Raw genomic sequence first — 13132 nt, 5'->3', positions numbered from 1 at the left:
TGGCTCCGCGAAGAGGACTCGAACCTCCAGCCTATCGGTTAACAGCCGAGTGCTCCACCATTGAGCTATCGCGGAATGTCATTGCATAATTTATTATATCAGCTTTCTTATAAAATGCAACACTTTTTTTCTATTTTTTTATTTTTTTATTCTAATCCTTATTTTTATCTAATTAACCTTGCTTTTATTAATAAAGTCAGCAAACTAAAAATTAGTAAGTTACAAGTGATAAATTAAATATGGAGTGAATTTGAATATTTTAAAATATAATATTCAAGCTTCATCATATACTTAATTCATTCTTCACTTTATCTCTTGTAACAAAAAAACCACCTTCCGGTGGTTTTTTATTAGTTTATTGGTTTCATTGTTGGGAATAGTATAACGTCTCTTATTGATGCTGAATCAGTTAAGAACATTATTAATCTATCTATTCCTATTCCAAGTCCACCTGTTGGTGGCATACCTGTTTCTAATGCGCTCATGAATTCTTCATCGATCATGTAAGCTTCATCATCACCAAGTTCTCTTTCTTTTTCTTGTTGCGCAAATCTTTCTCTTTGAACGATTGGGTCATTTAATTCAGAGTATGCATTACATAACTCTCTACCAAATACGAATCCTTCAAATCTTTCAGTGAACATTTCATTTCCTCTCTTTTTCTTTGTAAGAGGTGAAATCTCTACAGGATAATCTATGATAAATGTTGGTTGTATCATATGTTCTTCACAGAATTCCTCATATAACATATTTAATACTTCACCTTTAGTTACAGTATTTAATGGTTTTGGGAATTCTAAATGTTTTTCTTTAGCAATAGCTTGAGCTTCTTCATCTGATTTAATTGTAGCAAAATCAACTCCAGCATATTCCTTAACAGCATCAACCATAGTGATTCTTCTCCATGGTGGCATAAAGTCTATTTCAGTTCCTTGGTAAGTAACCTTTGTTGTTCCATTAACTTTCTTGCACACTTCTGCAACCATATTTTCAGTTAATTCCATCATATCATTATAATCAGCAAAAGCTTGATATAATTCAATCATAGTAAACTCAGGATTATGTCTTACTGACATACCTTCATTTCTAAAAGTTCTTCCTAATTCATAAACTTTTTCAAAACCAGCAACAATACATCTCTTTAAGTATAGCTCTGGAGCTATTCTTAAGAACATATCTAAATCTAATGTATTATGGTGAGTTATGAAAGGTCTAGCAGAAGCTCCACCAGCTATTGTTGCAAGCATTGGTGTTTCAACTTCTAAGAATCCTCTATTATCTAAGAATTCTCTTATTCCTTTTATAATTTGACTTCTCTTCATAAAAGTAGACTTAACTTCTGGATTTGTTATAATATCTACTTCTCTTTGTCTATATCTTAAATCTGGATCTTTTAATCCATGCCATTTTTCTGGAAGTGGTTTTAATGATTTACATATTAATTCTATTTCTTTAGCTTTAATAGATATTTCACCTGTTTTAGTCTTAAAGACTTCTCCAGTACAAGCAACCCAATCTCCTAAATCATTAGATTTATATTGCTTTAATGCTTCTTCTCCAACTTCATCAATCTTTATAAATAATTGGATTTTACCATCTCTGTCGTAGATATCAGAGAAAACAACTTTTCCTTGTCCTCTCTTAGACATAATTCTACCAGCAACTGTAACATCTTTACCTTCTAATTCCTCATAATTATCTTTAACTTGTTGTGAACTATGAGTTCTATTTACTTTGTATACATCGAAAGGATCTTTCCCTGCTTCTTGTAATTGAACTAGTTTCTCTCTTCTTAATCTTTCTTGTTCATTGAATTGTGATTCTAGTTCTTGCATGTTCATTTCTTCAGTTGACATTCACTATACCTCCAATTAGTCTCTTCTTATTTCTAAGACTTCAAACTTACTTACTCCGCTTGGAACTGCAACTTCTACTACATCTCCAACCTTTTTCCCTAATAATGCACTACCCACTGGTGATTCATTTGATATTTTAAAATTCATTGGATCTGCTTCTGCTGAACCAACAATTGTATATTCAACTTCTTCATCAAACTCGTAATCCATAACCTTTACTATAGATCCTACTGAAACCTTATCCTTTGGTATTTCGCTCTCATCAACAACAACTGCATTTTTTAACATATTTTCTAATTGAATAATTCTACCTTCAGTAAACGCTTGGTCGTTTTTAGCTTCATCATACTCAGAATTTTCACTTAAGTCTCCATATCCTAAAGCTACTTTTATCTTTTCAGTAATTTCTTTTCTTTTAACAGTTTTTAAGTATTCTAATTCCTCTTCAAGTTTTTTTACACCTTCGTAAGTCATTATAAATTTTTTTGCTTGACTCATAATCTTTCTCCCCTTCAAAACTTAACCGTATTCAACTTATAAATAGGCAAGTTTAGTAATCTTAAAATCATTTTAAATATTATAAATCAGGCTATTTCATCTGTCAATAAAATAGCTGACTATTTTCAATGCATCATTTTTACAATATTTCTCTATATAATATATATAGCTAAATATTTTTTAATTCATTTTTATATTCTTGCAATATATTAAATACTTCTGCACTTGTTGATAACGTATTTACTATATTCCTTAATTCACTACTTTTCGGTAATCCTTTTAGATACCACGAAGCATGCTTTCTCATTTCTTTTACAGCCTTAAATTCGCCATCATATTTAATAGCTAATTCATAATGTCTTAAACACATATTTATTTTTTCTTCTGCTGTAACAGGTAAAATTTCTTGGCCATTTAATACTCGTTCTATTTGATTAAATATCCATGGATTTCCCATACTTCCCCTTGCAATCATTATAGCATCACACTGAGTTATTTCTTTCATTCTTAATGCATCTTCAGGTGTAAATACATCTCCATTACCTATAACAGGTATAGATACTGCTTTTTTCACCTTACTTATTATATCCCAGTCAGCTTTTCCTTCATACATTTGTTTTTTAGTTCTTCCATGAACAGCAATTGCATCTGCTCCTGAATATTCCATTACTTTTGCAAATTCAACAGCATTAATATTATGCTCATCATATCCTTTTCTAAACTTAACAGTAACAGGTTTCTTTGAAACTTTTTTAATTTCACTTACTATCTCTCCAGCTAACTTAGGATTTAGCATTAAAGCTGAACCTTCTCCATTTTTAGTTATCTTAGGTGCAGGACATCCCATATTTATATCCAAAATACATATATCATCTATATTATTAAAATGGCTTTGTACAACTTCTGCCATTATCTTAGGATCATTTCCAAAAATTTGAGCTGCTACTGGCTTTTCTTCATCTGCAATTCTTAATAAAGTTTTAGTATTCTCACTTCCATAATATAATGCTTTTGCACTTACCATTTCCGTGTATACTAATCCACATCCCATTTCCTTGCATAATCCTCTAAATGAAATATCCGTTACTCCTGCCATAGGTGCTAAGAAAACACTTTTTTCAAAATTAAGGTTTCCTATTTTCATTTGTTTACTCCTTATTTTTATCGTAAATTATTCTTAACCCCTCTAATGTTAAGCTTGAATCAACCTTATCTATTACATTTGTTGATTTAGCTATTAAATTAGCTAAGCCTCCTGTTGCAATTACATATGGGTTTTCATATCCCATTGCAACCATCTCTTTTTTAGTCTTGCTAACTATATATTCTACTTGCCCTATATATCCATATAATATACCAGCTTGCATACTTGAAACAGTATTCTTACATATTATATTCTTTGGTAATTCTAACTCCACTCTAGGTAACTTTGCCGCTCTTTCAAACAATGCATCTGAAGAAATTCTTACCCCCGGACAAATACATCCACCTAAATAATTTCCGTCTTCAGTAACTGCACAATATGTAGTTGCAGTTCCAAAATCAATTATAATTACATCTCTTCTATATATTTCATGAGCAGCTACTGCATTTACAATTCTATCCGCTCCAACTTCCTTAGGATTATCATATTTAATATTTATTCCAGTCTTTACACCTGGGCCAACAATTATAGGATTTATATTAAAACTCTTCTTAACCATATTCTCTAAGGAATGCATTATATTAGGTACAACCGAAGAAATTATTATTCCTTTTACTTCTTTTGGATTTAAATCACTTTGATGGAATAATTGTATCATTTGAATACCATACTCATCTGAAGTTTTTTTAGAATCAGTAGAAATTCTCCAACCAGCTATATACTCGTTATCTTTGCATACTCCTATAACTATGTTGGTATTCCCCACATCTACCAGTAGAATCATAAACGCGCACCACCTTAACATAATTAAAGCAGCCCTAAAGCTGCTTTTATTGTACTATAAACAGTAATTTAAACTAATACTTTAATTTTAACAATTACATGTTATTTGTCAAGTGTTGTAAATTTTTATTTTTAGAACAATCCTACAATTTCACCATTTTCTAAAATATCCATTCTATTTGCTGCTGGTACCTTTGGTAAACCAGGCATTGTCATAATATCACCAGTTAATGCTACTATAAATCCAGCTCCATTTGAAACTCTAACTTCCTTAACAGTAATATCAAACCCTTCTGGTCTACCTAATAATGCTGGATTATCAGATAATGAATATTGTGTCTTTGCCATACAAATAGGTAGTTTATCTAATTCAAATTTTTCTAACTCTGCAATTTGCTTATTTGCTGCTGGAGTATATCTTACATCTTTTGCCCCATAAATTTCCCTGGCAATAGTTAATATTTTTTCTTTAATACTGCTCTTTTCATCATATAAAACTTTGAAGTTAGATTCTTTATTTTCTAATATATCATTAACTATATTAGCTAATTCTAATCCACCTTCTCCACCTTTAGCCCAAACATCACTTAAAGCAACCTTAACGCCTAATTTATCACAGAAATTCTTTATATATTCAATTTCTTCATCAGAATCAGTTAAGAATTTATTTATAGCTACTACTACTGGAATATTATATTTTTGCATATTTTCTATTTGCTTTTCTAAGTTAACTATTCCTTTAGCTAGTGCTTCAACATTTGGAGTATTTAAATCTTCTTTTTTAACACCTCCATGATGTTTTAAAGCTCTCATAGTAGCAACAACTACTACACAATTTGGTGTTAATCCACCATATCTACATTTAATATCTAAGAATTTTTCTGCGCCTAAGTCAGCTCCAAAACCACCTTCTGTAACTACTACATCACCTAATTTAAGTGCCATTTTTGTAGCAAGTATTGAGTTACATCCATGTGCAATATTTGCAAATGGTCCTCCGTGAATTATTGCTGGAGTATTTTCTAAAGTTTGAACTAAATTAGGTTTAACAGCATCTTTCATTAAAAGAGCCATTGCCCCTTGAACATCCAATTGTTTTGCATAAACTGGATTTCCATCTAAATCATATGCTATTAATATATTACCCATTCTTTCTTTAAGATCGCTTAAGCTAGTAGCTAAGCAAAGAATAGCCATTATTTCAGAAGCAACTGTTATCATAAATCCATCTTCTCTTAGGAAGCCATTTATTTTTCCACCCATTCCTACTACTATATTTCTTAACGCTCTATCATTCATATCCATAACTCTTTTAAATATAATTCTTCTTGAATCAATTCTTAAAGTATTTCCTTGATGAATATGATTATCTATAGCGGCACATAGTAAATTATTTGCTGTTGTAATTGCATGCATATCTCCAGTAAAATGTAGATTTATATCTTCCATAGGTACTACTTGTGCATATCCACCACCTGCTGCCCCTCCTTTAACTCCAAAAACTGGTCCTAATGAAGGCTCTCTCAATGCTATAACTGCTTTCTTCCCAGTTTTACATAATGCCTGCCCTAATCCTACTGTAACTGTTGATTTCCCTTCTCCAGCTGGAGTTGGATTTATCGCTGTTACAAGAACTAATTTCCCATCTTTTTTATCTTTATTTTTATTTAATACATCTAAAGAAATCTTACATTTATACTTTCCATAAAGCTCTATATCATCCTCACCTAAATTTAGTTTTTCCGCAATCTTAACTATAGGCTCCATTTTTGCTTCTTGAGCTATTTGAATATCACTTTTCATATTATAAACCTCCCTAACATCTTCAAATTTTTAGTATACTTAATTATATCATTATAAATTCCTTTTTTAAACATAATTCGAACATTTTTATTATTTCCCTAAAAATCATTCGTGTTTTGATTTTATTGTAAAATATCTTTTTAATAAAAAAAATTAATAAACAAATGAAAATAACTTTGCTTGAAATTTTTCTAACATTTAAAATATGTCTTTTTTCTTTTCAAACTAATTAAGGTTTATTCGTCACACTTAGAACTTACCACTAAAAAAAGTAGCCCTAAGGCTACTTTTAGTTTGCGTCAAATATCATTTCAAATTCTTTTCCATCTATCTTTTCTTTATCAAGTAATTCATTGGCTACTGCATGAAGCTTATTGATATTAGTCTTAAGTAAATCTTCTGCTCTAGCATATGCTACTTCAATAAATTTCTTAACTTCTTTATCTATTTCTGCACCAATTTCCTCACTAAAGTTTCTTCCTCTTCCAAGATCTCTGCCTAAGAATACTTCATTATTATCAGAACCATAAGAAATAGTTCCAATTTCATCGCTCATTCCATATTCCATAACCATAGCTCTTGCTATTGAGCTTGCTCTATCAATATCATTCTTAGCACCTGTGCTTATATCACCTAGTATTAACTTTTCAGCAACTCTACCACCTAAAAGTCCTACCATTTCATCTTGTAACTTTTCTTTAGAAGTATATGCTCTATCTTCAGTTGGTAAATGCATAGTATATCCACCAGCCATACCTCTTGGTATAATACTTATTTCATGTACTGGGTCTGAATGTTTTAAGCACTTCATTACAACCGCATGGCCTGCTTCATGGTAAGCTGTAAGCTTTCTATCATGTTCACTAATAGCTCTACTCTTCTTTTCAGGTCCTGCAATAACTCTAGTTATTGCTTCTTCAAATTCATCCATTCCAATAGCTTTTTTACTTTTTCTTACAGCTAAAAGAGCAGCTTCATTAGCTAGGTTTTCTAAATCAGCACCACTAAATCCTGGTGTTCTCTTTGCTAGTACCTCTAAATCTACGTCAACAGCTAAAGGCTTTTTATGTGTATGAACCTTTAAAACTGCTTCTCTACCTTTTCTATCTGGTCTTTGAACAACTATTTGTCTATCAAATCTACCTGGTCTTAATAATGCTGGGTCTAAAATATCCGGTCTATTTGTTGCCGCTATCATTATGATACCTTCATTAGCTCCAAAACCATCCATTTCAACTAGTAATTGATTAAGAGTTTGTTCTCTTTCATCATGCCCACCACCAAGGCCAGCACCCCTTTGTCTACCTACAGCATCAATTTCATCTATAAATATTAAAGCAGGTGAATTTTTCTTTGCCTGTTCGAATAAATCCCTAACTCTTGATGCACCAACACCAACAAACATTTCAACAAAATCAGAACCTGAAATACTAAAGAATGGTACTCCTGCTTCTCCTGCAATAGCCTTAGCTAATAAAGTCTTTCCTGTTCCAGGAGGCCCGACTAGTAAAACACCTTTTGGTATTCTAGCTCCCATTTCAATATATCTAGATGGAGCCTTTAAGAAATCTACTATTTCTTCTAATTCAGCCTTTTCTTCATCTGCTCCAGCAACATCATCAAAAGTTACCCTCTTAGCATCTGGAGACATCATCTTAGCTCTACTCTTTCCAAAATTCATTACTCCTTTTCCACTTCCACCACCTTGTGACTGTTGTGTAAAGAAGAAAATAAACACTACAAATAATAATATTATCATCCCCATAGGTATTATGGTAAGCCATACACTATTATTAGATGGTGCAGCATATTCTATCTTAATATCATTTTTTGCATATTGACTATTTAACATTTCCACCATTGTATCTGGCGCATATACTGTAAAATTCTTTTCATCTCTTGTCTGTCCAGTAACGAGCATCTTATCAGGATCAACTCTTATACTTTCAATTTCGTCATTTATCCACTTTTGTTGGAAATCACTAAATACTATTCTATCAGAACTACTTTCTCCCTTTAAAAGAAATGATGCAGCAAAAAATAATAATATTATAGCTATTATCCATACAGTAGCACTTGAATATTTCTTCATTCAAGGCCCCCCTTTCTCATAGTTTTTTTATTTTGTTTTTTAATAACTTACTTCTCATAAACCTCTCTTTTTAATATTCCTACAAAAGGTAAGTTTCTATACTTTTCAGCATAATCTAATCCATATCCTACTAAAAATTCATCTGGAGTTTCAAAACCAACATATTTACAATCTATATCAACCTTTCTTCTAGATGGCTTAGTTAATAAGGATACAATTTCAACTGAGCTTGCATTTCTACTTTTTAAATAATTTGATAAATAATTTAATGTAATCCCACTATCAACTATGTCTTCAACTATAATTATATGTTTTCCTGAGATTTCACTATCTAAATCTTTAAGTATTCTAACAACACCAGTAGTTTCAGATGAATCTCCATAACTAGAAACTGCCATAAAGTCAATTTGGCAAGGAATAGTTATATTTTTTATTAATTCTGCTGCAAATATTACAGAACCTTTTAAAACTCCTACCACTAATAACTCTTTTCCTTTGTAATCTTCACTAATTCTTGATGCTAATTCCTTCACTCTCTTATTAATAGCTTCTTCACTAAATAATACTTCTTTAATATCTTGTAACATTGTCACTATTCCTTTCTGTCAAACGTAATTTTTAATATATTTTTTGTATCCTGAGTTATTCTTGACTCTTGAGAAGTTTTATATCCAACAACCCAGGCAATTTTTTCATCAAAGCATAAAATAGGAACTTCATCTCTCTTTTCTCTAGGAATCTTCATATCAATAAAAATATCCTTAAGTTTTTTATTACCTTTCATTCCTAAAGGAATAATTTTATCCCCATCTCTTCTATGCCTAATTATAATCTCTTTTTCTATCTTATCATAATCAAATAACTTTATTAAGTTATTTTTAGAAAATTCTACCTTATTTTTATTATTAATAATTTGAAAACTAATATTATATTCCTCAAATACAATATCATTCAAAATACTATTTTTATTTATTCGCACTTCGCTGATCTTATCATCAATAATATTTTTTTCATTAACTTTAAATATAAGATCTCCATATGAGTTTTTGCATATTATATTATTAGTTAAGTTTATTTTCTTTCCTGTTGAATTTTTAGCTAAATTAACAATCTCGTATATATGCTTCATCTCGAAATTTTGATGACAATTAGAAATTTCTTTAAAAGCTTTTATTATAACTCTAGTAACTACAGCTTCCATTTCATTTACAAATAATTTTTTTGATACTTCTAACTGTTTAGCTTTAACTTTACAATATTTATTGTAACATTCTTTGGAATATTCTTCTATAAATTCATTATCTTTTTGTAATAATGATACCATTCTATTTAAAGTCTCAACTATATCCTCATTAAAATGTTCTTTCATATATGGAATTATATCTAATCTAACCCTATTCCTACTATAAATTCTCTCATGATTACTTTGGTCTATTCTCGGATTAAGTTTATTTTCTTCACAATAATCCTCTATTTCTTTTCTATTTAAGCATAATATAGGCCTTATAATACCATCTTCTCTTTTTGCCTTTATTCCTGTTAATCCTTCAAGTCCAGTTCCTCGCATCATACGCATAAGAACTGTTTCTGCTTGATCATTTGCATTATGTGCTACAGCTATTTTATTGTATCCATGCTTTTCTCTTATTTCTTCAAAAGCTCTATATCTTTCATTTCTTCCAGCCACTTCTAAGGAAACATTAGTATCATTAGCTACACATTCTATATCTATTCTTTTTACATAATAATTTATACCTAATTCACTACATAAATTACCTATATATTTTTCATCTTTATCTGATTCATCCCCCCTTAACATATGGTTTATATGTATTGCACCTAATTCTATATTAAGCATATCTTTTAACTTATATAATATATGTAACATGCAAACTGAATCAGGTCCTCCTGATAAAGCCACTAATATTTTATCTTCAGCTTTAATAAGTTCATTATCATTTATATATTCTATTACTTTATCTAACACTTATATTCTCCTATTTATTTATTTATAAATCTATAATACATTTACCCTATTTCAATGTAAACATTCTATATCTTAAGTTTATACATTTATTTCAAATTTAAATCTATTATCAAGATAATAAAAGTGCTCCTAAGAGCACTTTTATTAATAAGTTGAATATAATTTTGAAACTATTACTGTCATATCATCCAAAACCCTTCCGTTACTTTTTCTTTTAGCTTGTTCTAATATTTCCCTTGCTAAAATTTCCGGATTTACTTGTTCACCTTTTAAATAATTAACTATCCAAGTATATTCACCAACATTATCTTTATCAATATCTATAACTCCATCACTAATAGTTACTATTATATCTCCATTTTTAACTTTCTTCTTAACAGGCTTAATATCAATATCATCAACAATTCCAAAAGGCAAAGTTGTACTGTCAACAACTTCGATTTCGCTGCCTCTTTTAATAAAACTCATACTTGCTCCAACTTTTATAAACTGAGCTTCACCTGTATATAAATCTATTGAATTCATATCTAATGTAGTAAATTTTTCATCTTCACTAAACTTCATTCCCATAATAGAGTTTACTGCATTTAATGTAGTTGCTTCACTAAACCCACCTTCATTAAACTTTTCTATTAATTCAATAGCTGCTTCACTTTCTAAACCTGCTTCCGGTCCTGAGCCCATTCCATCACTTAATATTGTTACATATTCGCCTACCTTATTCTTTCCAAAACTATAACTATCTCCTGAATATTTCTCTCCATCCTTAACATTAAAAGCTACAAATGAAGAAACATTATACTTACAAGTTTCTTCCATAACTATTGAGCATTCATTAGTTTCTGGATCAACAGTACACCCATCTTGAGCTATACTTAATGGTGTTCTTACAAATTCACTAATAATAGGCAATATATATTTTCTACAATAACTTTCACCATCATAACTGTCTATTTTTATTTTAATCTTTAAACGCCCTTTTCTATCAGTATAGGAATAAATATTATTGTATCTAATTTTATTTTTAGCCAATGTCTTTCTTAAGACTTTATCAATTTCTAAACAACTATTTACATTACTATTAAAATCACTAAGAATCCCAGATACCGTTATAGACATATTATTTATTTGATTAGCTATAACTTTTCTGCCTTCTATCAATCTAGATTTTAAAGCTTCATTAACTGTATAAGTTGAAAATAAATCTTCTGCGCTCTTTAATAACGTAGTTCTCTTTACACATTTTAAATCTAATTTTTTAGGTAAATATACATTTTTATTTTCACAGCTTAACATAAGTTCTCCAAACTCTGAAAAAGTACTATGCAACTCTCTTCCCCAGCACTTACTATTCATTTCACAGCTTTGACAAACTCGATCTGCCAAACTTTCTATCATAGCAGCTCCTTTATTTTTCATAAGTAATTTTTCATTACCTGATAAATCTTCAATAGATGTTGCTACCGCTGATAAAGACCCTCTCAATGCTTCTAGTCTATCTACAAACTCTAATTTAATACCTTCAACTTGTGCATCACTTATTACATTACTTTTTTCATCATTACTAAGTTCTCTTAATATTTCTTTAATAACATTTGCCGGAACAACAAACATAATTACTGCTGCAAGGCAAACTTCTATACCAAATTGAATACTTATTTTACCCGTATACGCTTCCATCATAAACATAGATATAACATAAGCTAATATTGAGAAGCTCTTTCCTGTCTCTTTAAATACACCTACAATCAACCCACAAATTGAATACATAGTTGTTGATATAAGCAAATCATTATTAGCAATTCCTATTATTATTCCCATTGTTACACCTAATATAGCTCCAACGTTACTTCCTGCTGCATAAGCAATTGTTATCACCATAGCTAAAGCTATTATAGTTCTTATTTCAATTCCTAATATCGCAAAATTTCCTATCCCCGCTACTACTAAACAACTTAAAATAGCTATACTTATTAACTCTTCTGTTGAATAAAAGTAATTTGTGTTTAATTCTTGCATACAACCAATTCCATAATTCAACATATAAAATACTGGTATTATTAATAAAGCTTTAGTTAAAGAAAAAATTAAATTAATTTCAAAACTTTGCTCTCCAATAAACAACCCCACCGCTAATGTTACTCCGACAATAGCCAAAAAAGCTATGCTATTTTTAAATTCTTTATTAAGAGTATTACATATAATTTTACATAATAATATTGCTGTTGATATAGAAACATAAATTATTATATCTTTACCTTTACTATACCCTATAAGATATCCAACATTAACCGCTAAATAAACTAAAAGTAGTTTCTTAAAATCACTTTTTTTCACCATGGATAAAAAATACCCTATTCCAAAAGGAGCTAAATATAAGCCTTCAACAAAACCAAATCCCACTCTGCTTATCATAACTCCTGAAGCTAATACTACTAATAATCCTATCAACCCATTTTCAAAATCCAATTTTTTTGTTTGCTTTTTACTATCTACCCTTCTATAGCTAGGTACCTCTACTCCATAATCCATAACCATCAATCTCCTCTTAAAAATCCTACTAAAATAATAGCACTATTATAATTAGAGTTATGTCAATTAATGTTTATGAAATTTTAAATTCGTAAGACAATTATCCTTTTTTTTCCAATCAATATTTTATTTTTTTCTTTTTACACTCTTTATTTACACTTTAAAAATGTTTAGACCTATTTTTACTTGAATTATTTTGCTATTTAAATTGTATTTTTTGTCGCATATAATCAACATTTTTTTATATTCATTAGGCATATTATCAAATGTCATTTAATATACTTTTAATTTAAATAATCATAATCATTTATAAAATTTAAATTTAATAATAAAAAAGAGATACAAATTTCTTTGTATCTCTTTTGGTGCTGAAGACCGGAATCGAACCGGTACGGTATCGCTACCGCAGGATTTTAAGTCCTGTGCGTCTGCCTGTT

9 protein-coding genes and 1 tRNA gene are annotated in these 13132 nt (G+C 29.9%); all 10 read right to left on the bottom strand.

Annotated elements, in window-relative coordinates; translation table 11 throughout:
* Window positions 1–75, bottom strand: a tRNA-Asn gene (locus ABUA17_RS16585).
* Window positions 76–350: 275 nt separating this feature from the next.
* A complete protein-coding gene (gene lysS, locus ABUA17_RS16580; RefSeq protein WP_042402380.1) occupies window positions 351–1856 on the bottom strand; it encodes a lysine--tRNA ligase in 1506 nt (501 codons plus the stop codon).
* A 15-nt stretch (window positions 1857–1871) separates the two neighbouring features.
* Window positions 1872–2354, bottom strand: coding sequence for a transcription elongation factor GreA (greA, locus tag ABUA17_RS16575; protein ID WP_042402383.1), 483 nt, complete (start codon window positions 2352–2354; stop codon window positions 1872–1874).
* Window positions 2355–2523: 169 nt separating this feature from the next.
* Window positions 2524–3498, bottom strand: coding sequence for a tRNA dihydrouridine synthase DusB (dusB, locus tag ABUA17_RS16570; RefSeq protein ID WP_042402386.1), 975 nt, complete (start codon window positions 3496–3498; stop codon window positions 2524–2526).
* 4 nt (window positions 3499–3502) lie between these two features.
* A complete protein-coding gene (locus ABUA17_RS16565) occupies window positions 3503–4282 on the bottom strand; it encodes a type III pantothenate kinase (protein WP_042402389.1) in 780 nt (259 codons plus the stop codon).
* A gap of 131 nt (window positions 4283–4413) precedes the next feature.
* Complete coding sequence (locus ABUA17_RS16560) at window positions 4414–6084, bottom strand: formate--tetrahydrofolate ligase (RefSeq protein WP_042402392.1); 1671 nt, start codon at window positions 6082–6084, stop codon at window positions 4414–4416.
* A gap of 289 nt (window positions 6085–6373) precedes the next feature.
* A complete protein-coding gene (gene ftsH / locus ABUA17_RS16555; RefSeq protein ID WP_042402395.1) occupies window positions 6374–8176 on the bottom strand; it encodes an ATP-dependent zinc metalloprotease FtsH in 1803 nt (600 codons plus the stop codon).
* A gap of 47 nt (window positions 8177–8223) precedes the next feature.
* Window positions 8224–8763, bottom strand: a complete 540-nt coding sequence (gene hpt / locus ABUA17_RS16550) for a hypoxanthine phosphoribosyltransferase (RefSeq protein WP_042402398.1) — start codon at window positions 8761–8763, stop codon at window positions 8224–8226.
* A 5-nt stretch (window positions 8764–8768) separates the two neighbouring features.
* Window positions 8769–10163, bottom strand: coding sequence for a tRNA lysidine(34) synthetase TilS (gene tilS, locus ABUA17_RS16545; RefSeq protein ID WP_042402402.1), 1395 nt, complete (start codon window positions 10161–10163; stop codon window positions 8769–8771).
* Window positions 10164–10307: 144 nt separating this feature from the next.
* Entirely contained in the window at window positions 10308–12695 is a 2388-nt protein-coding gene (gene spoIIE / locus ABUA17_RS16540) for a stage II sporulation protein E (protein WP_042402404.1), read from the bottom strand.
* Between the last annotated feature and the right edge of the window lie 437 nt (window positions 12696–13132).

The organism is Clostridium sp. RTP31139st1_H3_RTP31139_211217 (assembly GCF_040227035.1).
Lineage (GTDB): Bacteria > Bacillota > Clostridia > Clostridiales > Clostridiaceae > Clostridium > Clostridium saudiense.
The sequence above is the reverse complement of the archived record's forward strand: the minus strand, read 5'-3'. Positions and strand labels throughout refer to the sequence as shown.